The organism is Burkholderia mycopellens (assembly GCF_964265025.1).
Classification (GTDB): domain Bacteria; phylum Pseudomonadota; class Gammaproteobacteria; order Burkholderiales; family Burkholderiaceae; genus Burkholderia.
Map to the genome: position 1 here is coordinate 1,948,236 of NZ_OZ183802.1, position 25,905 is coordinate 1,974,140.

General features: G+C 65.2%; 30 protein-coding genes, 1 tRNA gene and 1 pseudogene. 19 read left to right on the forward strand and 13 right to left on the reverse strand.

Annotation, left to right across the window (positions count from 1 at the left end; genetic code table 11):
* Positions 1-74: 74 nt before the first annotated feature.
* Both dusA and ACPTTC_RS09030 read left to right on the forward strand, forming a co-directional pair.
* Positions 75-1,061, forward strand: coding sequence for a tRNA dihydrouridine(20/20a) synthase DusA (gene dusA / locus ACPTTC_RS09025; RefSeq protein WP_071334403.1), 987 nt, complete (start codon positions 75-77; stop codon positions 1,059-1,061).
* A 57-nt stretch (positions 1,062-1,118) separates the two neighbouring features.
* Positions 1,119-1,194, forward strand: a tRNA-His gene (locus tag ACPTTC_RS09030).
* A 267-nt stretch (positions 1,195-1,461) separates the two neighbouring features.
* On the opposite strand, the gene ACPTTC_RS09035 is transcribed toward ACPTTC_RS09030, so the two are convergent.
* The gene (locus ACPTTC_RS09035) at positions 1,462-2,040 is read right to left on the reverse strand and encodes a VUT family protein (RefSeq protein WP_423392237.1); all 579 of its coding nucleotides are present in this window, start codon (positions 2,038-2,040) and stop codon (positions 1,462-1,464) included.
* 534 nt (positions 2,041-2,574) lie between these two features.
* On the opposite strand from ACPTTC_RS09035, the pseudogene ACPTTC_RS09040 reads away from it, so the two are divergent.
* A pseudogene (locus tag ACPTTC_RS09040) lies at positions 2,575-2,679 on the forward strand (GNAT family N-acetyltransferase); the annotation flags it as partial.
* A gap of 74 nt (positions 2,680-2,753) precedes the next feature.
* On the opposite strand, the gene ACPTTC_RS09045 reads toward ACPTTC_RS09040, so the two are convergent.
* Positions 2,754-3,218: a plasmid fertility inhibition factor family protein gene (locus tag ACPTTC_RS09045; RefSeq protein ID WP_423392238.1), complete on the reverse strand. Its 465-nt coding sequence runs from the start codon at positions 3,216-3,218 to the stop codon at positions 2,754-2,756.
* Between the two features lie 326 nt (positions 3,219-3,544).
* On the opposite strand from ACPTTC_RS09045, the gene ACPTTC_RS09050 reads away from it, so the two are divergent.
* Positions 3,545-3,940, forward strand: a complete 396-nt coding sequence (locus tag ACPTTC_RS09050) for a hypothetical protein (RefSeq protein WP_423392239.1) — start codon at positions 3,545-3,547, stop codon at positions 3,938-3,940.
* 354 nt (positions 3,941-4,294) lie between these two features.
* A complete protein-coding gene (locus ACPTTC_RS09055) occupies positions 4,295-4,609 on the forward strand; it encodes a hypothetical protein (protein ID WP_423392240.1) in 315 nt (104 codons plus the stop codon).
* Between the two features lie 420 nt (positions 4,610-5,029).
* Here the strand turns inward: ACPTTC_RS09055 and ACPTTC_RS09060 are convergent, their stop codons facing one another.
* On the reverse strand, positions 5,030-5,782 hold the full coding sequence (locus ACPTTC_RS09060; protein ID WP_423392241.1) for a DUF695 domain-containing protein: 753 nt from the start codon (positions 5,780-5,782) through the stop codon (positions 5,030-5,032).
* Positions 5,783-5,868: 86 nt separating this feature from the next.
* Here ACPTTC_RS09060 and ACPTTC_RS09065 point away from each other — a divergent pair, with 86 nt between their 5' ends.
* The 5 genes from ACPTTC_RS09065 (at position 5,869) to ACPTTC_RS09085 (ending at position 8,417) form a co-directional block, all read left to right on the forward strand.
* Positions 5,869-6,252: a VOC family protein gene (locus ACPTTC_RS09065; RefSeq protein WP_423392242.1), complete on the forward strand. Its 384-nt coding sequence runs from the start codon at positions 5,869-5,871 to the stop codon at positions 6,250-6,252.
* 51 nt (positions 6,253-6,303) lie between these two features.
* Positions 6,304-6,612, forward strand: coding sequence for a phosphatidylserine/phosphatidylglycerophosphate/cardiolipin synthase (locus tag ACPTTC_RS09070; protein ID WP_046546333.1), 309 nt, complete (start codon positions 6,304-6,306; stop codon positions 6,610-6,612).
* Positions 6,613-6,820: 208 nt separating this feature from the next.
* Entirely contained in the window at positions 6,821-7,063 is a 243-nt protein-coding gene (locus ACPTTC_RS09075) for a hypothetical protein (protein ID WP_423393339.1), read from the forward strand.
* 178 nt (positions 7,064-7,241) lie between these two features.
* On the forward strand, positions 7,242-7,784 hold the full coding sequence (locus ACPTTC_RS09080) for an aspartyl-tRNA synthetase (protein WP_423393340.1): 543 nt from the start codon (positions 7,242-7,244) through the stop codon (positions 7,782-7,784).
* Between the two features lie 159 nt (positions 7,785-7,943).
* On the forward strand, positions 7,944-8,417 hold the full coding sequence (locus ACPTTC_RS09085; RefSeq protein ID WP_174931533.1) for a VOC family protein: 474 nt from the start codon (positions 7,944-7,946) through the stop codon (positions 8,415-8,417).
* A gap of 60 nt (positions 8,418-8,477) precedes the next feature.
* Here ACPTTC_RS09085 and ACPTTC_RS09090 read toward each other — a convergent pair whose 3' ends face one another.
* Positions 8,478-9,449 (reverse strand): diguanylate cyclase domain-containing protein, encoded by a 972-nt coding sequence (locus tag ACPTTC_RS09090; protein WP_423392243.1) that lies wholly within the window; start codon positions 9,447-9,449, stop codon positions 8,478-8,480.
* Positions 9,450-9,713: 264 nt separating this feature from the next.
* On the opposite strand from ACPTTC_RS09090, the gene ACPTTC_RS09095 reads away from it, so the two are divergent.
* Complete coding sequence (locus tag ACPTTC_RS09095; protein ID WP_423392244.1) at positions 9,714-9,941, forward strand: hypothetical protein; 228 nt, start codon at positions 9,714-9,716, stop codon at positions 9,939-9,941.
* A gap of 107 nt (positions 9,942-10,048) precedes the next feature.
* Here ACPTTC_RS09095 and ACPTTC_RS09100 read toward each other — a convergent pair whose 3' ends face one another.
* Both ACPTTC_RS09100 and ACPTTC_RS09105 read right to left on the reverse strand, forming a co-directional pair.
* On the reverse strand, positions 10,049-10,672 hold the full coding sequence (locus ACPTTC_RS09100) for a phospholipase D family protein (RefSeq protein WP_423392245.1): 624 nt from the start codon (positions 10,670-10,672) through the stop codon (positions 10,049-10,051).
* 341 nt (positions 10,673-11,013) lie between these two features.
* The gene (locus ACPTTC_RS09105; RefSeq protein WP_226200648.1) at positions 11,014-11,502 is read right to left on the reverse strand and encodes a winged helix-turn-helix transcriptional regulator; all 489 of its coding nucleotides are present in this window, start codon (positions 11,500-11,502) and stop codon (positions 11,014-11,016) included.
* A gap of 169 nt (positions 11,503-11,671) precedes the next feature.
* Between ACPTTC_RS09105 and ACPTTC_RS09110 the strand changes: the two genes are divergently transcribed.
* Both ACPTTC_RS09110 and ACPTTC_RS09115 read left to right on the forward strand, forming a co-directional pair.
* Positions 11,672-12,109, forward strand: coding sequence for a PaaI family thioesterase (locus ACPTTC_RS09110; protein ID WP_423392246.1), 438 nt, complete (start codon positions 11,672-11,674; stop codon positions 12,107-12,109).
* 147 nt (positions 12,110-12,256) lie between these two features.
* Positions 12,257-13,309 carry an NADP(H)-dependent aldo-keto reductase gene (locus tag ACPTTC_RS09115; protein ID WP_423392247.1) on the forward strand — a complete coding sequence of 351 codons (1,053 nt, stop codon included), beginning with the start codon at positions 12,257-12,259 and terminating at the stop codon, positions 13,307-13,309.
* A gap of 87 nt (positions 13,310-13,396) precedes the next feature.
* Here ACPTTC_RS09115 and ACPTTC_RS09120 read toward each other — a convergent pair whose 3' ends face one another.
* The gene (locus ACPTTC_RS09120) at positions 13,397-14,683 is read right to left on the reverse strand and encodes an MFS transporter (protein WP_423392248.1); all 1,287 of its coding nucleotides are present in this window, start codon (positions 14,681-14,683) and stop codon (positions 13,397-13,399) included.
* Between the two features lie 35 nt (positions 14,684-14,718).
* Positions 14,719-16,140, reverse strand: coding sequence for a M20 family metallopeptidase (locus tag ACPTTC_RS09125; protein WP_423392249.1), 1,422 nt, complete (start codon positions 16,138-16,140; stop codon positions 14,719-14,721).
* A 164-nt stretch (positions 16,141-16,304) separates the two neighbouring features.
* On the opposite strand from ACPTTC_RS09125, the gene ACPTTC_RS09130 reads away from it, so the two are divergent.
* The 4 genes from ACPTTC_RS09130 to ACPTTC_RS09145 all read left to right on the forward strand — a co-directional run bounded on the left by ACPTTC_RS09130 (position 16,305) and on the right by ACPTTC_RS09145 (position 20,029).
* Positions 16,305-17,258 (forward strand): LysR family transcriptional regulator, encoded by a 954-nt coding sequence (locus tag ACPTTC_RS09130; protein ID WP_423392250.1) that lies wholly within the window; start codon positions 16,305-16,307, stop codon positions 17,256-17,258.
* Positions 17,259-17,322: 64 nt separating this feature from the next.
* Positions 17,323-18,450: a tRNA 2-selenouridine(34) synthase MnmH gene (mnmH, locus tag ACPTTC_RS09135; RefSeq protein WP_423392251.1), complete on the forward strand. Its 1,128-nt coding sequence runs from the start codon at positions 17,323-17,325 to the stop codon at positions 18,448-18,450.
* The gene (locus ACPTTC_RS09140; RefSeq protein ID WP_423392252.1) at positions 18,447-19,505 is read left to right on the forward strand and encodes a permease; all 1,059 of its coding nucleotides are present in this window, start codon (positions 18,447-18,449) and stop codon (positions 19,503-19,505) included. The genes mnmH and ACPTTC_RS09140 overlap by 4 nt, the downstream gene beginning before the upstream one ends.
* Before the next feature lie 101 nt (positions 19,506-19,606).
* Positions 19,607-20,029, forward strand: a complete 423-nt coding sequence (locus ACPTTC_RS09145) for a hypothetical protein (RefSeq protein ID WP_175955471.1) — start codon at positions 19,607-19,609, stop codon at positions 20,027-20,029.
* A 37-nt stretch (positions 20,030-20,066) separates the two neighbouring features.
* Here ACPTTC_RS09145 and ACPTTC_RS09150 read toward each other — a convergent pair whose 3' ends face one another.
* Together ACPTTC_RS09150 and nodI are read right to left on the reverse strand one after the other, a co-directional pair.
* The gene (locus ACPTTC_RS09150; RefSeq protein ID WP_423392253.1) at positions 20,067-20,900 is read right to left on the reverse strand and encodes an ABC transporter permease; all 834 of its coding nucleotides are present in this window, start codon (positions 20,898-20,900) and stop codon (positions 20,067-20,069) included.
* 6 nt (positions 20,901-20,906) lie between these two features.
* Positions 20,907-21,821, reverse strand: coding sequence for a nodulation factor ABC transporter ATP-binding protein NodI (gene nodI / locus ACPTTC_RS09155; protein WP_423392254.1), 915 nt, complete (start codon positions 21,819-21,821; stop codon positions 20,907-20,909).
* A 337-nt stretch (positions 21,822-22,158) separates the two neighbouring features.
* On the opposite strand from nodI, the gene ACPTTC_RS09160 reads away from it, so the two are divergent.
* Positions 22,159-22,656: a universal stress protein gene (locus tag ACPTTC_RS09160; RefSeq protein ID WP_423392255.1), complete on the forward strand. Its 498-nt coding sequence runs from the start codon at positions 22,159-22,161 to the stop codon at positions 22,654-22,656.
* Between the two features lie 97 nt (positions 22,657-22,753).
* Here ACPTTC_RS09160 and ACPTTC_RS09165 read toward each other — a convergent pair whose 3' ends face one another.
* Genes ACPTTC_RS09165 through lexA form a run of 3 tightly spaced genes read right to left on the reverse strand, consistent with a single transcriptional unit; the run spans position 22,754 to position 24,521 of the window.
* Entirely contained in the window at positions 22,754-23,482 is a 729-nt protein-coding gene (locus ACPTTC_RS09165; RefSeq protein WP_423392256.1) for a DUF2939 domain-containing protein, read from the reverse strand.
* 29 nt (positions 23,483-23,511) lie between these two features.
* Entirely contained in the window at positions 23,512-23,847 is a 336-nt protein-coding gene (locus ACPTTC_RS09170; protein ID WP_043182727.1) for a hypothetical protein, read from the reverse strand.
* 26 nt (positions 23,848-23,873) lie between these two features.
* Positions 23,874-24,521, reverse strand: coding sequence for a transcriptional repressor LexA (lexA, locus tag ACPTTC_RS09175; protein ID WP_009689103.1), 648 nt, complete (start codon positions 24,519-24,521; stop codon positions 23,874-23,876).
* A gap of 264 nt (positions 24,522-24,785) precedes the next feature.
* Here lexA and ACPTTC_RS09180 point away from each other — a divergent pair, with 264 nt between their 5' ends.
* Positions 24,786-25,823 (forward strand): sulfate ABC transporter substrate-binding protein, encoded by a 1,038-nt coding sequence (locus ACPTTC_RS09180; protein WP_011351893.1) that lies wholly within the window; start codon positions 24,786-24,788, stop codon positions 25,821-25,823.
* Positions 25,824-25,905: the final 82 nt, after the last annotated feature.

The window sequence follows — 25,905 nt, forward strand, 5'->3', positions numbered from 1 at the left end:
GCCGCCTGGCCTGTTGCCCGAAATCCATGTCCGTACCGTCCTCGCTTCCTCCCCGCCGCGTATCCGTCGCGCCCATGCTCGACTGGACCGACCGCCATTGCCGGTCGTTCCACCGTACGCTGACGCGCGACACGTGGCTGTATACGGAGATGATCACGACGGGCGCGCTGCTGTTCGGCGATGCCCAGCGGCATCTCGCGTTCACGCCGAACGAATCGCCGGTTGCGCTGCAACTAGGCGGCAGCGAGCGCGACGATCTCGCGCGCGCGGCGAAGCTCGGCGAGCAGTGGGGCTACGACGAAATCAACCTGAATTGCGGATGCCCGTCCGAGCGCGTGCAGCGCGGCGCGTTCGGCGCGTGCCTGATGAACGAGCCGCAGCTCGTCGCCGACTGCGTGAAGGCGATGCGCGATGCGGTGTCGGTGCCGGTCACGGTCAAGCATCGGATCGGTGTCGACGCGGTCGAAGACTACGCATTCGTGCGCGACTTCGTCGGCACGGTGGCCGAGGCTGGCTGCGAAACGTTCGTCGTGCATGCGCGCAATGCGATCCTGAAGGGGCTGTCGCCGAAGGAGAACCGCGAGATCCCGCCGCTCAAGTACGACTATGCGTATCAGCTGAAGCGCGATTTCCCGTCGCTCGAGATCGTCATCAACGGCGGCATCACGACGCTCGACGAGGTTGCGCAGCATCTCGAGCATGTCGACGGCGTGATGCTCGGCCGCGAGGCGTATCACAACCCGTACGTGCTCGCGGAGGTTGATACGCGCTTCTACGGATCGACCGCAGCGGTGCCGACGCGCGAAGAGGCCGAGGCGAAGCTGATCGAATACTGTGCGGCCGAACTGAAGCGCGGGACCTACCTCGGCGCGATCGTGCGGCACGCGCTCGGGCTGTATCGCGGCATGCCCGGCGCACGCGGTTGGCGTCGTGTGCTGTCCGACAACAAGAAGCTTGCGCGTGCGGATCTGGCCGTGTTCGACGAGGCGCGCGCGCATCTGAACGAGGCCGAAGAAGTTTTTGAAAAAAAAGCTTTGCAAGATTCAAAAGTGTTCGTATAATCTTGTTCTTCGCTGCTGAAACACAAAAGCAGCGAAGAACAAAAAGCAGTAACAGTGGTGGCTGTAGCTCAGTTGGTAGAGTCCAGGATTGTGATTCCTGTCGTCGTGGGTTCGAGTCCCATCAGCCACCCCAAAGAATTCCAAGCGGTATCAAGTCGTTAGAAACGGCACTGTCCCAAAAGGCAGTGCCGTTTTTGTTTTGGAATGCCCAATTTGGGAATGCCATAGCTCGTCGCTTTACGAGCGTCATTCGATCCTTGTGCCGTCCGCGCAACCGATCAACAACACGACACTCCGGTCTTTGGTCTACGCGAGAAACGCCAGGGCGAACTGAACTGAACTGAACTGAAACGACGACGACTTCGACAACGAACAATGCCGCTATACGCGCAACCCGCTCTTAACGATCGACCGCATTGCTCGCGATCCCCGCCCGAACCGTTCGAGTATTTCGAAAAACCACCCACGACCATAACGCGCCGCCCGCGACCTTCGCGACGAACTGCAATGCGGCGATCGTCGGGAACACTGTCCCGAATGCAATCAGTGGAAAGATGATGGAGTCGACGGCCGCGCCCGCGACGTTCGCGCCGTTTGCGCGTGCCAGTATCGGAAAGCGACGTGCGAGTTGAAACACGATTGCGCTCGCCAAGGCTGCCGAACCGAATGCGACGAGAGACGCGAGGGCGATTTCCTTGGCAGCCGGATTGAGCGCGTAACTGACGACGCCAGCGGCCGCGATCAACGCGAACATCCGTGACCAAAGCGCGCGGCCGCGCCAGTCCAGGTGGAGCCTGTCTCGAATCGCGAGATCGAGTCCGATCAGAAAGAACGCGATGATCGGTGTAGCAGCCGGCCCGAAATGAGCGACCATCAGGTTCGCGACAGCGACTGCTGCGATATAGATCAAGACGTACATGTTTTCCCTGCGGTAATGAGTGCGCGCTGCATCGATTCGGAGCCGAAGTTTGCCATACATGGCCGATTAAACGGACTGGCTAAACTAACGGGCGCATCGCTGCGAGCAAGCCGGATGGAATTGTGCACGATGGGCGGGCGGCCGGGGTTGGGAGCGACGGGTATCGCCACTGTGTCACAGGTTTTCATCCATGGACCTTCAACGCGAGCGTGTATGGCCGTATCCCGTCGACGTGACGTTGCGAAGTTTCGTTTTCTGCCTAATGTTCTTGCGCCCCGTGCCGTTATCTTTCATGGACAGCCCTCGTGCCTCGAATGCTGATCCGTTTTCTTGCCTGCTCGCGTTCCGCGTGAGCAGGCTTTTTTCGTTCATGGCCGCGCTTTGCCGCATGAATGGCGGAATGGGGCAGGGATTTGGCGCGAGCCGACAATGCGCAACAGTCTTACATGGGTGTAATGTGTCGACTTCCTCGTGCCCTCATGCTTTGCAGGGCCGTTCGATCCCGGCGACCAATGAAGGTGTCGGGATTTTTTTTGCCTGCATCCCGTTGCACTGGCAACGAGTTGCAGCGACGCCCGGCAGGCAGGCGCTAACGCGATCGGCTTCTATGAGCACAATGGCTGGCAACTGGCGGGTATCGAAACGAGCTGCATCGGCCAGGTGGAGGTCATCGACCGGATCTACGCGATACAGGCGTAGTGGCTTGGCGGCATCGCACGAATGGCCGCACGAGATGCCGCCATCGCCGGGCAACGGTCGAACGTACTCCGTCGTTACCCGCCGCAGTACCGCACGAGCAGATCGGCTTCCGTCTCGTGCACCTCGACGGGCAGGATCGTTGCGCCTGCATAGGCGAGATAACGCGCGCGATGCTGGCCGTTGCGGAACGACGCCACGCCGACTTTCGACAGGCCGGGGATGCCGAGCAGCGTTCGCGTTCTCGTCTCGCGAAACGTGATGTACGGCATGTCCGGAATCCTGTCCTGCTCAGGATCGAGGAATTCGCGAATGCCCGCGGCTTTTCCAGGGGCCCAGTACAGCACCGACGGCAACACGTAGTCCGTCGTGTCTCGGTCGGCGCATGCCAGCAGTTTTTTCACGTCGATCGTCACGACGCGGTGTCGCGTATCGTCGGACGCGAATACCCGCTTGAGATGCACATAGGCATAGGGGGCGTGCCCGGGAAGCTGGATAATCCAGACTTCTACGCCATTCTGTTGTGCGCGGGCGAGTGCCATGGTTTCCTCTGGTGCTGCAAGCGGTCTTCCTGACTGGAGTTTAGCCCTTCGATTGCGTTGGCGAAGCAGGGCCATACCCGGAACAGGAAAGTGGCGCGATTCGCGGCAGAACCTGAACCGCGAGCAAAAGCGCAGAGTGGAATGGTGGGTAAATCGAATGCGGTCATGCGGCGGCGATCAATATCGACAGGTCACGAGCGTATCGCGATACTGTCAGGGGCAATGGCGCACCGCGCGAATTTCATCGAAAATTCACACAGTGTCGTGAAACCCGGCATGCACGGGGCATCATAAGAACTGAGAGGGCAGATTGACTGGAGAAAACCATGTCGTCGAAACTTGAGATCGAGTACCTCGATTACCGTTTCACGGCGACGCTCGAAATCAAGGAGTCCGGTCGGACCGGCGTTGTCGATTGGCATCTCGAATCCGCTTCGCGAAGCAAGACGCTTGCGTGGATCGTATTCGACCGCTTTCTCGCGCGGCATGATTTCCTCGATGAAGAGGATGCGCGTGCCAACATCGTCGACTGGTTGGAACGGCTGGCCGATCCGAGATCGGGCGCGTCGGTCGACATGGCGAAGGCGAACGCGGCGGCTGCCGGAGTGGTGGCGACGGACGCCTCAACCACATCGACTGCCGAAATCGTCGGCGAAACCGTCATGGATATCGCCTGCGATCTCGACTGGATCGAGAGGGTTGCGGAATGGCTTTTCGGCTGACCGTCACGATGACGAAACCCGGTTGTCATGACATGAGTTCCTGTGTTCACGAAACGCGGTTTCGAAAAATTTGGTACGGAAAAAAGAAGCCAGAATCATGCCGATTGGAAAAATAGAATAATCCTGCTTTGACAACATGCGTGACATACCGGAAACTGGGCCCGGGCCTGAAAATATCCGATTGAATTAAAACAAAGCAAAATTCCAGACATGAAAAGAAGAGCGCTGCTGGCGGCGGGCGCGATCGTTGTCGCCGCCGGACTGACAGCCTGCACTGCAATGCTGTTCGAAGACGACAGATACGAAGCGACAGTCGACTAATTTCTCGTCCGCGAGGACGGCAAGAAATGCGTCGTGCTCGGCAAGCAATATCACTACACCTTCGATATACCGGAGCATCTCGGCGCTGTGCCGGCATCGCCTTACCGGAAATCGATCAATGCGGCGCTTTGTGGGCTCGTCGCGCAGGGCAGCAAGGTCTTGGGCAAGTTCTCGCTGCAGCTGCGCCGCGATACCGACCGCATCACGACGGCGGGCAAGACGGTGCGTGTGCTCGCGACGCCTGTCACGCTCGCGGCCGACGGCGTGATGACGATCGGGGCCGTGGTGCTGTCGTCGATCATCGAGGTGATGCTCGTGCCGGTCGCAGGCGTTGCGCTCGGACCGTGACGCGATCCGGGCGGCACGCGAGCGAACCGAATGCTGCGGCATCGTCACCAAACGGTGAGTTGCCGCACAGATCGTCGCGCGGCCCGCGCACACAATTTGGCCGGTTGACCGTTCTTCCCCGGCCCGGTCAACCGTTTCCCCGCTCGCTCGCGCAGGAGCGGGGCTTTTTGCCCGTCCGACGCCGGAAGGTTGCGTTGGCGGAACCGGACAGGCGTCCGGCGGGCGGCGTAATCGCATCGGTTGCGCGCCCCGGCGTCCGTTCGCCTGATCCGCACGAATCGCTTTCCTCGTGCCTGAGCGAACCCTCAGGCCCATCGCCGGCTTCGGCCGGTGATGCCTTGGTCCCGGCGGCGCGCAAGCATGCCGCCGGGATATTTTTTGCACCGGACGCTTCGCATCACGTGTCGCGCAGCGGGCAGGTCAACCCGCTCGGCCAGCCTGTTCGACGCTGGTTTCCCATCCGTCGTATTCCCCTCCGAGCGAACGTACTTCGCGGCTGATCGCGACCGTATGGCGCGTGATGTCAGCCAGCGCCATCGTGCCTTCGTGCGAAAACCGGACGGCCGACTTGCCGTCTTCGGTGGGCGCAACCGACTCGACCGGATAGCCTTTCGCTTCGGCCCAGTCCGCGAACTGATGCGCGTCGCTAGGGTCGGGGAAGTACGCCCAGTGCATCACGCGCCGGCTGATGTCGCTGGCGTCGCCTTTCTTCCGCAATTCATCCAGCACGCGCATGTCGCGCATGATCTGCCAGTCGTCGTCGGTCGGGTAGAGCGTCTGCCAGTACGCTTCCTTGTCCGGATCGACCTGGTGCGCGTACTGCAGTGCGTAGGTTGTCTGATCGGCCAGCGCGTCGACGATCTCCGCCGCTGCCTCTTCGTCGAACGGCACGTAGAAAAGGAAATCGCGATGGCCGTCGACGGTGATGCGGCCTACCTGCACGCCACCTTTCGCGGTAATGGTGGCGTCCAGCAGATCCTCGATCTGCGCGAGTCCGGTGAATTCGTCGCCGGTCGGCAGGCCTTCCGGCGTCGGATGCGCAAAGGGGACGCGCACGCTGAGCAGCGACGTGCGCGGATCGCCTTCGGCGATGTCCGCAAAGCCGTGGTTGAAGCTGATGAAGGCCTGATGGTCGCCCATTCGGGCAGGGAAGGTTCCCCAGGCGTCGGTCATGTGTTTCTCCCGTGCACGATTGTCTGTTGACGGTTGTAAAGCGTCGCAATGTATCATCGAAAATCGCGTTGGCCGGAGAAGCGCACATGATCGAGCGTCTGGGCATCCTCGTGCCGGTCGAGGACGATCGCTTCCGGGCGGTGGTGGATTTCTATCGTTTGGCGCTCGCGCTACCGGTGCATTCCGAAGGCGTGTCGGCTGCGGGGAATCCATGGCATCGCTTTGTCGTGGACGGGGCGACGCTGACCATTCATACGGGCCGCGGTGGCGAGTTTCCGTATCCGGAGTTTCGGCCGACCGGCCATGGTATTGCGCTGGCCATTGAAGTGGCGCGTATCTCGGAAGCCATTGCGCGACTTGAAGCGTGCCGCGTCGGCATCCTGAACGAGTGGGACTACGGCGACGGCACGATCGCGATATCCGTGGCGGATCCGGCGGGAAACGTCTGCGAAATCTGGGGCCGTCCGTGACCGCGCATCGGTACGGCGGGCGGGCCGCAAAAAAATTTTAAGGAGATGTCGATGTCGATGTTTGCGGTGAATGGCGTGCGAATCGATCCGCTCAGCGCGCGCGTGACGCACGTGCGCTGGGCGGCCGTGAATCCGGCTGACCGGTCGTGGGCGGCGACGCCAAGCGAGGCGCCGGTGGCGGACGTGGCGCGCGCGCTTGCGTCCGGCAACGATGTCCGCGCAATTTTCTCGGCATCGGATGCCACCGCGATCGGGCCCCGGCTGAAACGCGTGCTGTATCGCGATGCATCGGAAGGCATCGAACTCGACATCGATGCAACGAACGAGTCGCGTACGTTGCGCGATCTGCCGCAAATCTGACCGGCGCGGCATGCATCAGCGCAAGCGGGTGCCGCCGCATGGATGGCGGTGCCTGGCCGAACGGCCGGTCGCACGACGTCGATCGCGAGGCGTAGTATTGGATGACCGTCATGCTGTATCGGCGGTTGCGCCGGTCGGTCTGACGGGGCACGTGATTTTCCGCGAGCCCGTTTTACCAGAAGCGAATATCGCAAACGCGTACGAAACCATGTCCAGACCGCTCATCGCCCCGTTGGCATCCACTTTTTGTCTGGCGCTGTCGGCTTGCCAGGCCGCATCCGAGCCGCCTCTGCTACCGTCGCCCGACACCGCGTCGGCAGCCACTGCCGTTCCGGCATCGTCGCCGTCCGAGCCGATCCGTGGCGTCGGCCTGGCCCCTCATCTGGCAGGGCAGAGTCACTGGGCCGTCGGTCAATGCACGACCAACGGCGCCGTCAAGGTGTGCAACTGAAAATGGCCGATGCCGACGGCGTGCCGCCCGTTTCGTGCGGACAAAAGCGTGTTGTCGTGCGTCGATGCTTACGTTCGTCGATCTCGACCATTTCCTGTCGGCACGCTGTCCGTCTCGGCGGGTCGATAGGGTGTCCGACCTCGATGAGCCGATTGTCGTCGATGTGAGCGATCGTGCGATGAACGACGAAAGCGAAACCACGGATTCCGGCTGGCATGTCGATCCCGTCGCGGGAACCGTCGTCGGCCAGTTGCCGGTGACGCTGGCGGTCGACGGCCGGAGCCTGCAAAGAAGGGCGATCGCGTGCGCGGTCCTGGCCGCGGCGAGCCTGTGCGGTTATGCGGCCGCCCCGGCGCTCTGGCCGGTGGCGGCATTGGCCGTGTTGCTGGCGCTGGCGGCGGCCCTCTTCCTCGTGTCGTCGCGGCGCAGGATGGCGCTGCATGTCGACGAGACGGGCTTCAGGCTGATTGGGGCATTGCGCGAACAACCCGTCACACCATGGCGCGACGTCACCGAATTCCGGATCATCAGCGTCGCCGGCAATCGTTACATCGGCTATCAGTTCTCGGCGCATTCGTCGCGCACCCGGGTGCCGGGCGGCGTGATGCTGCCGATCGCCCGGTTTGCCGATCTGCCGCTCGATGCGGTGGCCGGATTGCTGGAGGCATGCCGCCGGCAGTTCGGTGCGCCGGACAACGAGGCCGGCCGAACGGGCCGATGACGCCCGGTGCGGGGAACCCGCGCGCCGATGCCCGAGAAAACAAAAAATGTCGGGCACCGTGTCGATTTCCGCCGGGTTCGTCCGTCGTAGCATCGGAGGCGTGCGCATCGCGCGTCCGTCCCGATTCCGATACGACAACCGACCGAAGGAGCGATACCCATGTCCACGTCCGTCAAACCGATCCCGGAAGGGATGCGCACGCTGACGCCGCACCTGATCTGCGCCGGCGCAACGGCAGCCATCGACTTCTACAAGCGCGCGTTCAATGCGAGCGAACAGTTTCGCCTGGCGATGCCCGACGGGCGGCTCGCGCACGCGTGCCTCGTGATTGGCGATTCCACACTGATGCTGGTGGATGAGATGCCCGAGCACGGCGCGCTCGGGCCGAAGGCGCTGAAAGGCACGCCGGTCTGCCTGCACCTGTACGTGCCGGACACCGACGCGGCGATCGCGAAGGCGGTCGAGGCCGGCGCGACGGTCACGATTCCGGCGGCCGACATGTTCTGGGGCGATCGCTACGGACAGGTCGAGGATCCGTTCGGCCATCGCTGGTCGCTCGCGACGCACCAGCGCGACCTGACGCCCGAGCAGATCGCCGAAGCCATGGCCAGCGCGCCGCCGTGCGGAAGTTGATGCAACCACGCAACCGAAGTTGAGCGGCGGGGCGGCGCCACGCGCCCGGTCAGCCCGTACTTACGCGCCGGCCGTCTTGCCGCGCTGCTTGTCCTCGTACATCCGTTGATCGGCCGATGCGAGCAGGTCGGCCACGTCGCGATGGTGCGCGGGATCGTAGTCGACGTGCCCGACGCTGAACCGGATGTCATAGCCGCGTGCGTCGGCCGCGTTGCGCAGCGCGAGCGCCCGCGTCACGCGTTCGACCGGCTCGGCAACGTCGGCCGGATCGGTGGCGCTCAGCAGCACGACGAACTCATCGCCGCCCAGCCGTGCGATCACGTCGCTGTCGCGCAGCGCGCCCGTCAGCGTATCGGCGAATGTCTTGAGCGCGTGGTCGCCTTCGGCGTGGCCGAAGTGGTCGTTGATCGACTTGAAATCGTTCAGGTCGAAGAACAGCAGCACCGCGTGACGGTCAAGGCGATCGCACAGCCTCAGCACGTGACGGGCCAGGATCTCGAAGCCGCGCCGGTTGGTCAGTCGCGTGAGTTCGTCGGTGGTCGCGAAATGCAGCGCGGCGATTTCACGTTCGGTCATGTGGGCGAGGTCGCCGAGCAGCGCGAGTTCGTCGGGCTCGAGCGAGCGCGGCCGCGTATCGATCAGGCACAGCGTGCCGATGGGCGCGCCGTTCGGCGCCGTAAGCGGCCGACCGGCGTAGAAGCGGATGCCGGGCGCGCCGGTGACGAGCGGGTTGTCGTGGAAGCGGTTGTCGCTCAGCGCATCCTGGATCACCGTCGTATTGCCCTCGAGCAGCGCATGGGCGCAGAACGACACGTCGCGCGACGTTTGCGTGACGTCGAGCCCGGCGTGGCTCTTGAACCACTGCCGATCGTCGTCGACGAGGCTGACGAGCGCGATCGGTACGTCGAACAGCCTGCGTGCGAGACGCGTCAGGCGATCGAAGCGCTCTTCGGGCGGCGTGTCGAGGATCGAGAGCGAATGAAGCGTATCGAGCCGGGCCGCCTCGTCGGCCGGTTTCGGTGCGATTTGCATGGGCGTTGTCTTTGGTCCCGGCTGCGAGGCCGGTCACGGGATCGTATGGCGGACAGTATCGCGCATTGTTCGGCGCGTCGCCACGGTGCAAATCCGCCGACGGGCGGTTTGGGCCTGGCGCGGATCGATGCTGATGGGGTGAGAAGCGGGCGCCATGGGATCGTGTTTCACGCCGATGCGCAATCGGAGGCGCGATGCCTCAAGGTGCCCGGCGCAGTGCCGTAAACAGGACGAGTCCACTCGTTCAACGCTTCCCATCGCACCATGGTTCGATTCCTGTACGCGGGCTATCTCGCGTTTGCGCTGTATCTTCTTTATCCGATGGTTCAGAACACGCTGGCATTCGGCGTCGTTTGCGTGAGCAGCGCGCTGCCAAGCGTCGCCGGCGGTTTGTCGACGTCTTCGGCAAGCGGCGCGAGCGGTCAGGCGAATCGTTGTGCACCGACGACGCAGGCCGGTGCGGCGATCGGGCGAGCGCCCGAAATCCATTGAGTGCGGCGGCGCGCTGGCCATTCGGCTGAATTGAACGTCGCGCCGTGCTCGCCGATCATCGGCAACACGGCGGATCGAACACGGAGGTGTGCGCCGCGCGGCTTGCCTCAGTAGCTGGAGCGGTACGGCGTGCCCTGGTCGAAGCGGCTTTGCCAGTGCGTGAGATAACGCGACGCGAGTTGCGGGTTGTTCCACACCACGACGACGTTCTCGGAATTGCGGCTGGCCGCCGACGCGCTGTAGTTGAACGAACCCGTTTCGACGTGCTCGGCGTCGATCACGAGGTACTTGTCGTGATGGATCGAGTAGGCGTCGATCGTGCGCGTCGGGATACCTGCGTTGACGAGGAGGTTCAACGCCTGCTTGCTGCTCTTTGCGCGATTGCCCTTGTCGTCGACGACCACCGCGACATTCACGCCGCGTCGCCTGGCGGCGAGCAGTGCGCGCGTGACAGGCGGCGACGTGAACGAATAGGCGGCGACACGGATCGAACTGCGCGCGGCGCCGATCGCTTTCAGCACGAGCGCTTCGGCACCGCCGTCGGGCGAAAACGCCGATTCGACGACCTGCGTCGCGGGCGCTTCGTGAGTGGGGGCCGGTAGCCAACGTGCAACGAAGTCGATCGCCTGCTGGAGCAGCGATTCGCTTTGCGTCTTGCCGAAGGCGGCGAACGGAGTGGCGAGCAGGGAAGCGGCGAGACAGGTAGCGGCGAGGCGATTGCGCGACAACATCTTGGACAGCGAACAATTTCGAGACAGCGGGCCGTGAGTGTAACGCAGACGTGGCGGCCCGGTCACGTGCGGATGAGACGGGGTGACTCATCGCGATGACCGGCGATGGCAGAGGCGGTGACGCAAAGTTGCGTTGTGCGGTATCCGAGTGCGTGATCGGTTCAATCAGCGGATGTGATCGAAAGCAGCATGCGATTGCGCGTGCGGCGGTGGCGGAATTGCGGCATGCAAGCCATGCACGAGTGCAGCCGGGCGGGCTCGCTGCGGCCCGCGACAGCAGCGCGAGCGCGACTAACGATCCGTGCGTGTCACGCGTTCATTCACATGTGCCCGACGCTGCGTCAATCCTCGGCCGCGGGCGCCCCGGCTGCCTCGTCTGCGATCCACCCTGGGCCACGCTCCGGCTGCACGTCGTGTGCGTCGAGCGGTTCGCCGCACGCCGAGCATACGGTGACCGCATGCATCAGATGGCCGCAGGTGCGGTGGCGCAACTGCACCGGCGGCCCCTGGCCGTCGTCTTTCCAGCGGTCGCCCCACGCCGTCAGCGCGAGCAGGGTCGGGTAGAGGTCGAGGCCCTTGTCCGTCAGCCGATATTCGAAACGCGGCGGCCGATCCTGATACGCGCGCTTGACCAGCACGCCTTCGTCAACGAGACGCGCGAGCCGCTCGGCCAGCACATGGCGCGTGAGGCCAAGCTGGGTCTGGAACGCGTCGAAGCGGCGGCAGCCGAGGAACGCGTTGCGGAGGATCAGCATGGTCCAGCGGTCGCCGAGCACGGCGAGCGTACGCGCGACCGAACAGTTCAGCGTGCCGATGTCATCCCATTTCATCGTCGAGTCTCTTGCGGCGGTTCAGCAAAATAGCGGGTTCGATTATAGAACCCGCCTTCGGTTGTAACGGGCCCGGCCACGTTGACAACGGCCGCCGTCGCTGTCAATAATGAGTTCCAATTTAGAACTTACTCGCGCGGCGACGCGCTTTCAACCCGGAGACAACCCGATGAACCCGCTTTCCCTGTCTGGTCTCGATCTGCTGCGCGCGGCGGTATCGGGCGATGCGCCGCTCGCGTCGATTTCCGAAACGATCCCGATGCGTCCGCTCGACGTCGAGCTCGGTTATGTGAGGTTTTCGGCGCGGGCGGACGGCCGGCACCTGAATCCGCTTGGTGGCGTCCATGGCGGGTTCGCCGCGACGGTGCTCGATTCGGTCACGGGGTGCGCGGTGCATTCGATGCTGGATGCGGGTGTCGGCTACGGCACGGTCGATCTGCATGTGAAGATGCTGCGGCCCGTGCCGCGCGATGCCGACCTGGTTGCGGAAGGGCGCGTGATTCACCTGTCGCGTTCGCTGGGCGTCGCGGAGGGCACGCTGAAGACCGCGGACGACAAGATCGTCGCGCATGCGTCGGCGACTTGCTTCATCCAGCGGCCGCAGTAACGGCGGGCGGCAACACCGTCGTTCGGGCCGGCGCGCGAACCGCCACGCCGGTGCCGAAGGCCGTCTGTAGGCGTATGCGGCGCCGGTCTGAAGCAGTCGCTGCAATGTGATAGCGTTCCTGCTTTCCACCGACGCGACAGGAACAGCATGGAATACCGCACACTTGGCGATTCGGGTATCGAGGTCAGCCTGATCGGCCTGGGCACGATGACGTGGGGCGAGCAGAATTCGGAGCGCGATGCGCACGAGCAGATCGACTACGCGATCGGGCAGGGCGTGACGCTGATCGATGCCGCGGAAATGTATCCGGTGCCGCCGAAACCCGAAACGCAGGGGCGCACCGAGGCGTACATCGGCACCTGGCTCGCGCAGCATCGCGCGCAGCGCGAGCGCATCGTGCTCGCGACGAAAATCGCTGGGCCGGCACGGCAGCCGCACAATCCGCGCCATATTCGCGGCGAAGGCAACCAGTTCGACCGCAAGAACCTGACCGAAGCGCTCGACGGCAGCCTCAAGCGCCTGCAGACCGACTACGTCGATCTCTACCAGTTGCACTGGCCCGACCGCAGCACGACGACGTTCGGCCGTCCTGCCTATCCGTGGGTCGACGACGCCTATACTGTGCCGATCGAGGAGACCCTCGGCGTGCTCGCGGAATTCGTGAAGGCCGGCAAGGTGCGCGCGATCGGCGTGTCGAACGAAACGCCGTGGGGCGTCGCGCAGTTCCTGCGCGCGGCCGAGAAGCTCGGGCTGCCGCGCATCGCGAGCATCCAGAATCCGTACAGCCTGCTGAACCGCACGTTCGAAAACGGCCTGTCGGAATTCACGCATCGCGACGGCGTCGGCCTGCTCGCCTATTCGCCGCTCGCGTTCGGCTGGCTGTCCGGCAAGTACGAGAACGGCGCGCGTCCGGCCGGCGCACGCATCACGCTGTTCGAACGCTTCCAGCGTTACAGCAAGCCGCAGGCCGTCGAGGCGACGTCGCGCTATGTCGCGCTCGCACGGCGTCACGGGCTGTCGCCCGCGCAGCTCGCGCTGGCGTTCGTCAACGGCCGGCCGTTCACGCGCAGCAACCTGGTCGGGGCGACGTCGCTCGAGCAGTTGAAGGAGAACATCGGCAGCATCGACGTGAAGCTGTCCGACGAAATCCTTGCCGAGATCGACGCGCTGCATGAATTGCAGCCGAACCCGGCGCCTTGACCTGAACCAGGCGGTGCGCGGTCCGTGCGGCAGCCATGCCGCGACGGGTCGCACCGGCGGCGCATCGCTGCGCCGTCGTTTCTTCCGTTATCGCATCTTGAGCCGTGTGCGCGCGACGAACAGCGCGGCGAGGCTCAGCAGCGCGCAGCCCATCAGATAGAGCGCCGGCGACAGCCGGTTGCCGGTCGCGCTGATCAGCCAGGTGATGACGAACGGCGCGAAGCCGCCGAACAGCGTGACGCCCGTGTTGTAGCTGACCGCGAGCCCCGTTGCGCGCGTCTGCGACGGGAACAGCTCGGCCATCAGCGCCGGCAGGGCGCCGCAGTACATCGCCTTCAGTGCACCGATCCAGACCAGGGCGGCGAGCATTGTCGCGAACGATGCGTGACGCGTGAGCCACGCGAATGTCGGGTACACGGTGACGAGCATCAGGATTGCCGCAACCGCCATCATGCGGATCCGCCCGGTACGATCGGACAGGTGGCCGACGACCGGCGTGACGAGCGTGAGCACGAAGCCGGTCGCGAGCGTCGCCGCGAAGCCCGTCGACGCGGGCAGCCCGAGCTGCTTGATCGCATAGGTCGGCATGTACAGCACCATGTAGTTGATCGCGGTCGAGATCACGAGCGCGCCGACCGACAGCAGCAGCCGCAACTTCTGATCGGCGAACAACTCACGCACGGGCGCTTCCGAGCGTGCCTGCGTCTTGAACTCGACGCCTTCGTCGACGTAGCGGCGGATGTACAGCCCGACCGGGCCGATCGCGAGCCCGAACAGGAACGGCACGCGCCAGCCCCAGCTTTCGAGTTGCGCGGCTGTCAGCGTGGATGTCAGCAGGGCGCCGAAGCCCGATGCGAGCAGCGTCGCGAGGCCCTGGCTCGCGAACTGCCAGCTCGACATGAAACCGCGCCGCTGCGGTGCGTGCTCGACGAGGAACGCGGTCGAGCTCGCGAATTCGCCGCCCGCGGAAAAGCCCTGCATCAGCCGCGACAGCATGATCCCGAGCGGCGCGAGTATGCCGATCGCCGCGTAGGTCGGCATCAGCGCGATCAGCAGCGTGCCGGCCATCATCATCGCGATCGACAGCAGCAGCGACGCCTTGCGGCCCGCGCGATCCGCGTACGCGCCGAGCACGAAGCCGCCGATCGGCCGGATCAGGTAGGACAGCCCGAACGTGCCGAGCGTGAGCATCAGCGACGTCGCTTCGCTCGTCGCGGGGAAGAACAGCTTGGCGATCGTCACCGCGAAGAAGCCGTAGACGATCAGGTCGAACCATTCGAGTGCGTTGCCGATCGACGCCGCGAAGATGATGCGCCGGATCTTCGCGGCGCTGGGGCGGGCGGCTTCCTGCGAGGTCAGGGTGGTCGTGTTCATCGTGTGAGCAGGTCCCGTGAAAGGGGCGAAGCGCGTTACAGGGCGGCGCCGGCCGCGGCGGGCGCCGCGCGGCGAACGGTCGGCGCGTCGTCGCCGAGATCCCAGAAGAGGCCGGCCATCATCTGCAGCCCCTCGCTGACGACGCTCGCGAGCAGGTGCTCGTCCGGCGCGTGTTGCGAGCATGCCGGGTACGAGTGCGGCACCCACAGCGTCGGCAGCCCGAGCGTGTCGGCGAACACTTCGTTCGGCAGCGTGCCGCCGAGATTCGGCAGGATCGCGGGCTTCTTGCCGGTGGTCCGCGCCAGCGACGCGACGGCCCAGCGGACCCACGGATCGTCCGGCGGCACGCGCGTCGCCGGGGCGCCGCGTTCGACATCGATCTCGATGTCGGCGAAGCCGTGCGCATCGAGGTGCGTGCGCAGATGCGCATGCAGCGCTTCCCAGTCGGTGCCGACGACGAAGCGCAACTGGCAGTGCGCATACGCGGCGGGCGGGATCGCATTGACGGGGTGCTCGGGGTTGCCGGCCTTGAACGCGAGGATCTCGAACGTGTTCCAGCCGAATACGCGCTCGGCCGCGGTGAGGCCAGGCTCGCCCCAGCCGGCGTCGAGCGCCGGATCGCCGGGGCCGCCGCCAACGGAGAGATCGGCGAGCGCATCGCGCACGGCGGCCGGGATCGGCGGCGGACGCAGCCCCGCGACGCGAATCGCGCCGCGCGCGTCGACGAGGCTCGCGAGCGCATGGGCGAGCACGATCGCCGGATTGCGCAGCAGCCCGCCCCAGTTGCCGGAGTGATGCGCGCCGTCGCGGGCGCGCAGGCTCAGCTTGAAATTGACCGAGCCGCGCGAACCGAGGAAAACCGTTGGGCGCGCGGCGGCGATGCGCGGGCCGTCGGACGCGATCAGCACGTCGGCTGCGAGCGCGCGGCGCTCCTGGCGGCACAGCGCGTCGAGGCCCGGCGAACCCGTTTCCTCGCCCATCTCGATCAGCAGCTTCGCGTTGAAGCCGAGCTGGCCGCCGCGCGCGTCGAGCACGCTCGCCAGCGCGGCCAAGTTGATGGTGTGCTGGCCCTTGTTGTCGGCGCTGCCGCGGCCGTACCAGCGGTCGCCGTCGGCCGTCAGCGTCCACGGCGACAGCGGTGCGCGCCATTGCGCATCGTAGCCGCGCACGACGTCGCCGTGGCCGTAGATCAGCACGGTCGGCAGTGCGTCGTCTTCGTGGCGCGATGCGAGCAGGAACGGGCCGCCGCCGTCGACGGGGTTGTCGACGATCCGCGACGTGAAGCCGAGGCGCGCGGCTTCGGGGGCGATCTCGTCGGTCAGGTACGCGCGCAGCGCGGCATCGTTGCCGCTTTCCTGACTTTCGGTGCGCAGGCCGACGCGGCGGCTCAGGGTCGTGAAGAACGCACCGGATTCGAACTGGTTCAGCGCGTGCTGGATGGCGGCGGTACGGCTCAAGTCGTGCTCCTCGGTCGGGTTCGCTGCACGCGCCGGATCGTGCCTGCAGCGTGAGGTGCGATCGATTCTAGAAAGCCGTTTTTTTTGTCACAATGATCGAATTTCGAACCTTTCTTTGCCGAAAAGGCAAGGCAGCGCGGCCGGCAGCCGGGCGGAGATAGAACGTGGCGGCTTTCCTGCATGGCCTGGCATTGCGGTATTTCGTCGAAGTGGCGCGCACCGGCTCGATCAGTGACGCGTCCGCGCGGCTGCACGTGGCCGTATCGGCGATCAGCCGCCAGATCGCGAAACTGGAGAGCGAGCTCGGCGCACCGCTGTTCGAGCGCCGGCCGCGCGGGATGGCGCTGTCGGAGGCCGGCGAGCGGCTCCTGGCGTTTGCGCAGCGCAGCTTGCTCGAGGCCGAGCACGTGATGAAGGACATCGGCGGGCTCGATGCGCTGCACGGCAGCTTGCTGAAGATCGCATGCTCGGAAGGGTTCGCGATCGATTTCCTGCCCGGCACGCTCGCTAGTTTCAAGGCACGCCATCCGGGCGTCGATTTCTCCGTCTGGGTGGTGTCGCCGGCGGACGCGACGCGGCGGGTGCGCGACGGCGACGTGGACATCGCGCTGAGCTTCAGCCTCGCGCCGGAGAAGGGCGTGCGTGTCGAGCACACCGAGCGCGCGCCGATCTTCGCGCTGGTGCGGCACGACCATCCGCTCGCGACGCGAGAAGCGGTGTCGCTCGCCGATGTCGCGCGTCATCCGCACGTGCTGCCCGAGGCCGGCACGACGGTGCGTCAACTGATCGACATCGCGTGCGCGCTCGACGGGCTGCTGCTCGAGCCCGAACTGACGAGCAACAACACGGCAGCGATGTACGGCTACGCACGGCGCACGGGCGCGGTGATGTTTACGGGGCTGCTGTCGGTACGCGATCGCTGCGCCGCGGACGGCTTCGTCGTCGTGCCCGTGACGAACCCGCAGCTACGCGAGCGCAGCATCCAGGTGCAGACGATGGCGGGGCGCGATCTACCCGCGTCGGTTCGTGCGTTCCGCGACCATCTGATCGATGCGATGCAGGCCGCCTCGGCACCGCCGACCGCCGCGCGCGTCCCGAGACGCCGGCCCGTGAGATAATCGTCAATCCGCCTTCCGCGCCCATGCGACTCATCGAGCCGCATCGCCCCTGTTCGACGCCAAATTGAAGAACCTGCTTGTCACCCTCGATCACGCCGGTGAGTTCGACGAGATCATCGACGTGCGCACGCCGCTCGAGTTCGCCGAGGATCATATCCCTGGCGCGCTGAACGCGCCCGTACTCAGCAACGAAGAGCGCGTGCTCATCGGCACGATGTACCGGCAGGTGTCGCCATACGAGGCGACCCGGGTCGGCGCGGCGATCGTCGCGCGCAACATCGCACGGCATCTGGATACGACGTTCGCCGATCGTCCGCGCAACTGGCGGCCGCTGATCTACTGCTGGCGCGGCGGCAAGCGCTCGGGCTCGATGACGACCTGGTTCAACCTGATCGGCTGGAAAGCGCGCCAGCTCGACGGCGGCTACAAGTCGTACCGCCAGTCGGTGTGCGCGACGCTCGCGTCGCTGCCGACGCGCTTTCGCTACATCGCGCTCGTCGGCCATACGGGCTGCGGCAAGACGCGCTTGCTGAACGCACTGCGCGACGTGGGCGCGCAGACGCTCGACCTCGAGGCGCTTGCGTGCCATCGCGGTTCACTGCTTGGCGCGCTTCCGGGCAAACCGCAGCCGGCGCAGAAGGGGTTCGACTCCGGGCTCGTCGAAACACTCGGGCGTTTCGACCCTGAATGGCCGGTGTTCGTCGAATCGGAAAGCCGCCGGATCGGGCTCGTGCAGTTGCCGATCGCGTTGATCGAAGCGTTTCACGCAGGGCCGTGGGTGCATGTCGACGCGGCGCACGACGAGCGCATCGCATTCCTCCTCGACGATTATGCGCACCTGTTCGACGAACCGGACACCTTCAAGGCGCAGCTCGATCGGCTGATCGGCCTGCATAGCCGCGAACAGGTAACACGCTGGAAGGCGCTGATCGATGCGGACGCGCGGGTGGAGCTGTTCACCGAGCTGATCGACAAGCATTACGATCCCGCCTATGCGCGCACCTATCGCGCGACGTACAACAAGCCGAACCGGGCGCTGACGTTCACATTCCGGCCCAACGCCGCCGACGGGCGCGATCAGGCGCGTGCGCTGCTGGCCGCACTCGCGCAAGCCGGGCTGCCCGCATCGGCCGCGCTTGCCGCGGGCGCGACATCCGAAACCGACCAAGACCAATCGACGACCACACGATGACGACAACACGCACCCAACCCAATCCGACCCTCGGCTGGATGACCTTTCTGCTGATCGCGGTCGCGGGCCTGTTCTATGTGAAATGGTTCCCGTACTACAACAAGGCGTTCGTTGCCGCCGAGCATCATTCGATCGGCCAGTCGATCCTGATGGGCACGTCGGCGGCCGCCCCCGAGCCGTCGCTGAAGGCCGCGCTCGATTACGCGTGGGCGTACGGCAAGGCGATCTGGCAGGCGATGGTGCTGGGCCTGCTGCTCGGTTCGGCCGTGCAGGCGCTGCTACCCGCGCACTGGGTTGCGCGCGTGCTCGGCCGCACCGGTTTCGGCAGCGTCGCCGCGGGCGGCCTGCTGTCGCTGCCCGGCATGATGTGCACGTGCTGCGCGGCGCCGGTCGTCGCGGGGCTGCGTGCGCGCCATGCATCGCCGGGCGGCGCGGTTGCGTTCTGGCTCGGCAACACGGTGCTGAACCCGGCGGCGCTGGTGTTCATGGGCTTCGTGCTCGGCTGGCACTGGAGTGCGCTGCGCCTGGTGCTCGGCATCGCGATGGTGTTCGGGATCGGCTATCTGCTGAACCGCATCGCACGCCCTGAAGACCGCAGCATCGACGATGCGCAGCTCGCCGCGCTGGCGGCCGAGCAGGCCGCGGCCGGCAATCCGTTTGTCCGCTGGATGAAGCTGCTTGCGCGCATGGCCGTGCGGCTCGTGCCCGAATACATCGTGCTCGTGCTGCTGCTCGGCGCCGCGCGCGCGTGGCTGTTCCCGCATATCGGCCCGGACATCGGCAATCATCTCGGCTGGATCGTCGCATTCGCGGTCGCGGGCATGCTGTTCGTGATCCCGACGGCCGGCGAGGTGCCGATCATCCAGGCGATGCTGTCGCTCGGCATGGGCGTCGGCCCGGCCGCCGCGCTGCTGATGACGCTGCCGCCGATCAGCGTGCCGTCGCTCGCGATGCTCGCACGTTCGTTCAAGCCTTACATGCTGGCCATCGTCGCGATCCTCGTCGTCGTGTTCGGGATCGCAAGCGGCCTGCTCGCGGTCGCGCTCGGGTTCTGACGCGCGCAAGCGGCGCGCCAATCGGGCGCAATCGTCGTATTCATCCGGCGCCGCCGTTTCACGCGTGCGGCGCTATTTACAAGAAGCAAACAGGAAAACGCATGACCCAACCGAAGATCCATCCTCGACTCGAAAAGGCGCTGACGCGCGGCGATCTCGCGATCCGCCAGGCCAATTCCGCGCGGGCGACTGCCGTGCTGAGCGCACTCGGCATGATGATCATCGAGGCCTCCGCAACGATCGGCGTCGAAGCCAGCATCGACATTCCGCAGGGCGATCGCATTTACGATCCGGTCAACGGCCTGTGGCCGCAGAAGATGCTGGTGTCGTTCGACGGCCCGGTGGATGAAGCTGACAAGGAAGAGCTGCGCTCGGTGTATCTGCTTGCCGATGATCCGGGCACGCAGTTCCGCGTCGAATGGCATCGCGCGGACGGCAAGCTGGGCCGCCAGGAAGGTGGCCCGCTCGCGACCGTCGCGTTCCTGACCGACGTCGAGATCCCGTGGAGCGACGACGACGAGTAACGTCGTCGCATGAAGCCGGCGCCCGGTGCGCCGGCCGTCAGCGCATCATCCGCCGCCGGAACAGCCATGCGGACAGCAGGAATCCGCCGACCGCGTAACCTGCGAGCACCGCGACATGCAGCGCGACGTCGGTCGCCGGCCGGCCGAGCATCGCGGGCCGAATCAACTCGACGGCATTCGCGAGCGGCAGCGCCTGCGCCGCATGCCGCGCGATCGGCGGCAACTGCGTGCTCGGGAAGAACACGCCCGACAGCAGCAGCATCGGCGTCAGCACGAGCGTCTGATAAAACATGAAGAAATCGTAGGACGGTGCGAGCGCCGTGACGATCATCGCGATGCTTGCAAACGCGAGGCCCGCGAGTGCGATCACGGGCAGCGCCGCGAGCATCGACGGAAACTGCGCATAGCCGAGCGCCCCCGCGACGAGCATGATCGCGGCCCCCGACAGCATCGCCTTGCTGGCTCCCCAGACGATCTCGCCGAGCACGATGTCGCCGAGCGCGAGCGGCGTATGCATGATTGCTTCCCACGTGCGTTGCACGTGCATCCGCGAGAATCCCGAATACATCGACTCGAAGCTCGCGGACATCATCACGCTCGACCCGACCGTGCCGGCCGCGAGGAACGCGATATACGAAACGCCGTCGACGTGGCCGAGCATCAGGCCGAGCCCGAACCCCAACCCGAACAGATAGATCATCGGATCGGCGAGATTGCCGAACATCGACGCGAGCGCGAGCTTGCGCCAGACGAGATAGTTGCGCCGCCAGACAGCGATCCAGTTGGTCGCGTTCGCGGGCATCGCGATCGCGAAACGTGATACGCGCGGTGGTGCCGACGGTGCGGCGGCGGAATAGTTGCGGACGTCCATGATCGATCAGTCCTGCATTTCGCGGCCCGTGAGCCGCAGGAACACATCTTCAAGATTGGCCGGGCGATGCAGATAGCGCAACCCCGTGCGGCCCTTGAGCCGCGCACTGAGCGGTTCCGGGTCGCTCACGTAGCAGAACAGCGTTTCGCCGCTGATCTCGGTGCGCTTCGCGAACGCCGACAGCTCGTCGCGTAGCGTGGCTGGATCGGGCCCGTAGATTTCGATTACGTCGCAGCCGATCTCCGATTCGATCAGTGCGTGCGGCGCGCCTTCGGCGATCTTGCGGCCTTCCTCGATCACGCACAGGCGGTCGCACAGGCGCTCGGCTTCTTCCATGAAGTGCGTGGTGATCAGGATCGTCTTGCCGCGTGCGAGCAGCGAGCGCAGCCGTTCCCACATGAGGTGACGCGCCTGCGGGTCGAGGCCCGTCGTCGGCTCGTCGAGCACCAGCACATCGGGATCGTTGACGAGCGCACGGGCGAGCGTCAGGCGGCGCTTCATGCCGCCCGACAACTCGCCGACCTTCGCATTGGCCTTGTTCTCGAGCTTCGCGAATTCGAGCAGCGGCTTCACGAGCGCGTGCGCAGCCTGCGCCGACATGCCGAAATAGCGGCTGAACACGAGCAGGTTCTCGCGCACGGTGAAGTCGGGGTCGAGATTGTCGAACTGCGGGACGACCCCGACACGCTGGCGCGCATGCCGTGCACGCGATGGAACCGGTTCGCCGCAGAGCGAAATGGTGCCTGCATCGGGATGCGTGAGGCCAAGCAGCATTTTCAGCGTGGTGGTCTTGCCGGCGCCGTTCGGCCCGAGCAGGCCGTAGCACTCGCCGGCCTGTACGGTGAAGGACAGGCCGTTGACGACGAGCTTGTCGCCGTAGCGCTTTTCGACGTTCCGGAAATCGATCGGTACATCGGACATGGGTTGGTTGTCGTTGTAAGCGGGCGCGGACGCGTTCCGCCGCCGGATGGGTGGCCGGTTGGCGAACCGATCGGACGATTGCGTGTCGCACGGGCATGGCCGAAGCGCACGACGCCGGCGCCTGTTGGCCTGCTGGAGTACGAACGGGCCATTCTAGTGCATTGGTTGCGTCTCTTCCGGGCATGCCTGCACGGTGCGATGCATGTACGCACCGATCGTGCACTGCATCATCGCGCAGGAGCCGAGCGGGGCGAATCAGCGTTTTCCATCCCTTGCATCCTGAATTGCGGCGCACCATGATGAATGCGTAGGCTCGTTGTTGCGATAGGGAGGCTTCATGGCTAGCTACAACAAGATTCTGTTGTGTTACGACGGCTCGCTCGAAGGACGCAAGGCCCTGCGCTGCGGCGCCAACCTCGCGATGGATCTGAAGGCCGAGACGCATTTGCTGTCGGTTGTCGATATGCGCTCGAGCATTGCACAGAGCGCAGGTTTGCTGACCGATGTCGCGTGCGGCCGGTTCGAGGAAACCGCGCGCGAAATCCTGCAGGAAGGGGTGAACTGGCTGCGCGAGCGCGGCGTGCAAGCCGAAGGCCATTTCGCGTTCGGCTATCCGATCGACGAAATCGCGAATCTCGCGGCGGAACTGAAGGTCGACCTCGTCGTTGTCGGCCATCGGTGCCGTAGCGGCTTATCGAGATGGTGGATGGGGTCGGGCAACACGCAACTGCTCGACCGCGTGAACTGCAGCATTCTGGTTGCGTGTTCGTCGGCGCAGGAGCAGAAGGCCGAAATCGCGCGTGAGCGTGAAGCGGCCACGGCGAACGGCAAATGATCCAATGATTCGATGACTGCCTGACCGGCGAATCGCGCCGGTCAGGCGTCGTGCCGTATTCGTGGCGCGGGCGCCGACCGCGGCCACCCAAGACCTGTCAAGCGTGCAGGTCGATCGCGGACAACTTCCACGAGAACAGGCCGAAGCGGTGGAATATTGCCGCATAGCGCGTGCCGTCGGCACTGCGCTGGTAGGTCACGACGAATTCATCGATATTCCGGTAGCCGGCGCTGGTTTGCTGCTGGTGCGGCGCATGCGTTGCGTCGACCGGGCTTGCCGGTGCGGCAGCGGCGGGTGATTGCGATGGCGCTGCCGTGGTGGCCGTGTCGCTGCCCGGAGCGGTTGCGCTCGCCGGAGCCGGATTGGCTGCGGGTGCGGCCGGCGTGTTGCCCGGCGCATTGCCTGGCGCATTGCCTGGCGGCAAATTCGACCATTCAGGTGGACGCTCACCCGGATTGCCACGCGGCGGCAATCCGCTCATCAGCGCGGCCACGCCCTCCGGGGTTGCGTACGCATCGACCAGGGGGCCGATCAGTGCCGACCCGATCAGCGCACCGATCACCGCGAACGGATTGTTCTTCTTCACCGCGTCGATCCGGCGCATCAACTCTTCCGTGACCTGCTGCTTCAGGCTGATGCGCAGCGACGGGAAATCGACATACTCGCTGATGGCCTGCGCATCACGCGCATCGATCGCCGATTTCAGGCGACCGAGCGCGACGTACGGCGACGCGTAGCCATAGCCGATCGCCGCAATGATGGCGACGGCCAGCACGACGATCAGCAGGGGCTTGAGCCGCCATGCGCGGCCCGAAGATCCGGTCACGTTGCCTCCGGTGCGGGGATATTCCGCAATCAGAGACCGCCTGGCGTGGCCGATCGTTCCTCCGCGATGCAGCGATCGATCATCCGGCACACGGCATCGATCGTGCCGACCATGATCAGGCGCGAACGGCCGTGATAGACGCGCACCGGCGCGCGGCGCGCGGGTTCGGCGTGATTCAGGCCGGCGTTCAGCGATACCCGCGCGAAAGCGGGAAGCGCCGACGGCAGCAGGGACGCCTGCCGTTCGACTGCGACTTCTTCTTGCACGGGCGCCGCCGCGGACAGCGGTGCGCAGGGCGTGCGGCCGCGCAGGTGACGCAGGCGACCGAATTGACGGAAAGGCAGCAGACGGGAAAGGCGTTCCATGATGTTCTCCTGAGCGAGACGGAATGTCAGAGTTCGCCCGAGCGAATCAGCCCGACGGCGATGCCTTCCAGCGCGAATTCCGCGCTGCCGGCCTTGACGAAGATGTTTTCGTAATCCGGGTTCTCCGCGATCAGCTCGAGACCGCCAGGCCGGCGCATCAGGCGCTTGACCGTGACGTCGTCGCCGAGACGCGCAACGATGATCTGGCCGTCCTTCGCTTCCGTGCGCTTCTGCACGGCGAGGAGGTCGCCGTCGAGGATGCCGGCGTCGCGCATCGACAGGCCGCGCACTTTCAGCAGGTAATCGGGCTTGCTGGAGAACAGCGCGGGATCGCACGCGTAATGCTGCGAGATGTGCTCCTGCGCAAGGATCGGGCTACCGGCCGCGACGCGGCCGACGAGCGGCAGCGACAGCTGCATCAGGCCGGCGTGCGGCAGCGTGAACTGGTGCGGGGCATCGTCGATGCCGAGCAGGCGGATGCCGCGCGATGCGCCGGCGGCCAGCTCGATCACACCCTTGCGCGCCAGCGCGCGCAGGTGCTCCTCGGCCGCATTCGGCGAGCTGAAGCCCAGTTCGGCCGCGATCTCGGCACGGGTGGGCGGGAATCCGGAGCGCTCGATCGCGCGACGGATCAAGTCGAACACTTGCTGCTGACGGGCGGTGAGTTTGGTCATGGCTCAACTGTATGGATAGACAGTGAGCTGTATTTTTATACAGTAGTTCGCGAATTTCAAGTGTTACTTGAGGTTCGACGTGATCGCGCCGGTTCCGGCGCGATTTCGCGACGCCCCGACGCCGGTTCATCTGCCGCAACCGTCCATCCAGCCTGCGTTAGCACTTTTGAGTATTAAAAAATGAGGAACGATTATTTTTAATCATGTAACCCGTTCGTTAGACTGGCCCGACATCGCAATACCGACAACACTGGAGAACCAAGGATGGGCAAGCGCAACACGGGGCTGGTGGGCGGGGTGGGCCGCCTGATCGCAACACTCGCGCTGGGCGCGGCGGCGGCGCTGGGCGTCGCGACGCACGCGCAGGCCGATACGACCTTCCTGAACGTGTCGTACGACCCGACGCGCGAGCTGTATCAGGACTTCAACCAGGCGTTCGGCAAGGAGTGGAAGGCGAAGACGGGCGAGACCGTCAACTTCAAGCAGTCGCACGGCGGCTCGGGCGCGCAGGCGCGCTCGGTGCTCGACGGCCTCCAGGCCGACGTCGTGACGCTGGCGCTGGCGTACGACATCGACGCGCTCGCGAACAAGGGGCTCGTCAACAAGGACTGGCAGAAGCGGCTGCCCGACAACGCGTCGCCGTACACGTCGACGATCGTGTTCCTGGTGCGCAAGGGCAATCCGAAGGGGATCAAGGACTGGGACGACCTGACCAAGCCGGGCATCTCGATCGTCACGCCGAATCCGAAGACGTCGGGCGGCGCGCGCTGGAACTACCTGGCCGCATGGGCATACGCGGTGCACAAGCCGGGCGGCAACGAGCAGACGGCGAAGGAATTCGTCACGAAGCTGTACAAGAACGCGGGCGTGCTCGATTCGGGCGCGCGCGGCGCGACCACGAGCTTCGTGCAGCGCGGGATCGGCGACGTGCTGATCGCATGGGAAAACGAGGCATTCCTGTCGGTCAAGGAGTTCGGCACCGACAAGTTCGAGATCGTCGTGCCGTCGGTGAGCATCCTGGCCGAGCCGCCCGTCGCGGTGGTCGACAAGGTGGTCGACAAGAAGGGCACGCGCAAGCTGGCCGATGCATACCTGAACTTCCTGTACAGCCCGCAGGGCCAGGAGATCGCGGCGCGCAACTACTACCGGCCGCGTTCGAAGAATGTGCCGGCGGAGCTGACGAAGCAGTTCCCGAAGCTGAAGCTGTACACGGTCGACGATACCTTCGGCGGCTGGACGAATGCGCAGAAGACGCATTTCGCGGACGGCGGCGTGTTCGATTCGATCTACAAGCCGCAGTAACGCCATAACGACAGCGGCGCGCCACGATAGCGCACCGCATCCCCGACGGTCCGCCGGCGCGATTCACTGCGCCGGCGTTTGC

Excerpts from the sequence above, each read along its gene's own strand:
- dusA (WP_071334403.1), top strand. The coding sequence starts at position 75 with ATGCTCGACTGGACCGACCGCCATTGCCGGTCGTTCCACCGTACGCTG.
- ACPTTC_RS09035 (WP_423392237.1), bottom strand. The coding sequence starts at position 2,040 with ATGTATGGCAAACTTCGGCTCCGAATCGATGCAGCGCGCACTCATTAC.
- ACPTTC_RS09045 (WP_423392238.1), bottom strand. The coding sequence starts at position 3,218 with ATGGCACTCGCCCGCGCACAACAGAATGGCGTAGAAGTCTGGATTATC.
- ACPTTC_RS09050 (WP_423392239.1), top strand. The coding sequence starts at position 3,545 with ATGTCGTCGAAACTTGAGATCGAGTACCTCGATTACCGTTTCACGGCG.
- ACPTTC_RS09060 (WP_423392241.1), bottom strand. The coding sequence starts at position 5,782 with ATGACCGACGCCTGGGGAACCTTCCCTGCCCGAATGGGCGACCATCAG.
- ACPTTC_RS09065 (WP_423392242.1), top strand. The coding sequence starts at position 5,869 with ATGATCGAGCGTCTGGGCATCCTCGTGCCGGTCGAGGACGATCGCTTC.
- ACPTTC_RS09070 (WP_046546333.1), top strand. The coding sequence starts at position 6,304 with ATGTCGATGTTTGCGGTGAATGGCGTGCGAATCGATCCGCTCAGCGCG.
- ACPTTC_RS09075 (WP_423393339.1), top strand. The coding sequence starts at position 6,821 with ATGTCCAGACCGCTCATCGCCCCGTTGGCATCCACTTTTTGTCTGGCG.
- ACPTTC_RS09080 (WP_423393340.1), top strand. The coding sequence starts at position 7,242 with ATGAACGACGAAAGCGAAACCACGGATTCCGGCTGGCATGTCGATCCC.
- ACPTTC_RS09085 (WP_174931533.1), top strand. The coding sequence starts at position 7,944 with ATGTCCACGTCCGTCAAACCGATCCCGGAAGGGATGCGCACGCTGACG.
- ACPTTC_RS09090 (WP_423392243.1), bottom strand. The coding sequence starts at position 9,449 with ATGCAAATCGCACCGAAACCGGCCGACGAGGCGGCCCGGCTCGATACG.
- ACPTTC_RS09095 (WP_423392244.1), top strand. The coding sequence starts at position 9,714 with ATGGTTCGATTCCTGTACGCGGGCTATCTCGCGTTTGCGCTGTATCTT.
- ACPTTC_RS09100 (WP_423392245.1), bottom strand. The coding sequence starts at position 10,672 with ATGTTGTCGCGCAATCGCCTCGCCGCTACCTGTCTCGCCGCTTCCCTG.
- ACPTTC_RS09105 (WP_226200648.1), bottom strand. The coding sequence starts at position 11,502 with ATGAAATGGGATGACATCGGCACGCTGAACTGTTCGGTCGCGCGTACG.
- ACPTTC_RS09110 (WP_423392246.1), top strand. The coding sequence starts at position 11,672 with ATGAACCCGCTTTCCCTGTCTGGTCTCGATCTGCTGCGCGCGGCGGTA.
- ACPTTC_RS09115 (WP_423392247.1), top strand. The coding sequence starts at position 12,257 with ATGGAATACCGCACACTTGGCGATTCGGGTATCGAGGTCAGCCTGATC.
- ACPTTC_RS09120 (WP_423392248.1), bottom strand. The coding sequence starts at position 14,683 with ATGAACACGACCACCCTGACCTCGCAGGAAGCCGCCCGCCCCAGCGCC.
- ACPTTC_RS09140 (WP_423392252.1), top strand. The coding sequence starts at position 18,447 with ATGACGACAACACGCACCCAACCCAATCCGACCCTCGGCTGGATGACC.
- ACPTTC_RS09145 (WP_175955471.1), top strand. The coding sequence starts at position 19,607 with ATGACCCAACCGAAGATCCATCCTCGACTCGAAAAGGCGCTGACGCGC.
- ACPTTC_RS09150 (WP_423392253.1), bottom strand. The coding sequence starts at position 20,900 with ATGGACGTCCGCAACTATTCCGCCGCCGCACCGTCGGCACCACCGCGC.
- nodI (WP_423392254.1), bottom strand. The coding sequence starts at position 21,821 with ATGTCCGATGTACCGATCGATTTCCGGAACGTCGAAAAGCGCTACGGC.
- ACPTTC_RS09160 (WP_423392255.1), top strand. The coding sequence starts at position 22,159 with ATGGCTAGCTACAACAAGATTCTGTTGTGTTACGACGGCTCGCTCGAA.
- ACPTTC_RS09170 (WP_043182727.1), bottom strand. The coding sequence starts at position 23,847 with ATGGAACGCCTTTCCCGTCTGCTGCCTTTCCGTCAATTCGGTCGCCTG.
- lexA (WP_009689103.1), bottom strand. The coding sequence starts at position 24,521 with ATGACCAAACTCACCGCCCGTCAGCAGCAAGTGTTCGACTTGATCCGT.
- ACPTTC_RS09180 (WP_011351893.1), top strand. The coding sequence starts at position 24,786 with ATGGGCAAGCGCAACACGGGGCTGGTGGGCGGGGTGGGCCGCCTGATC.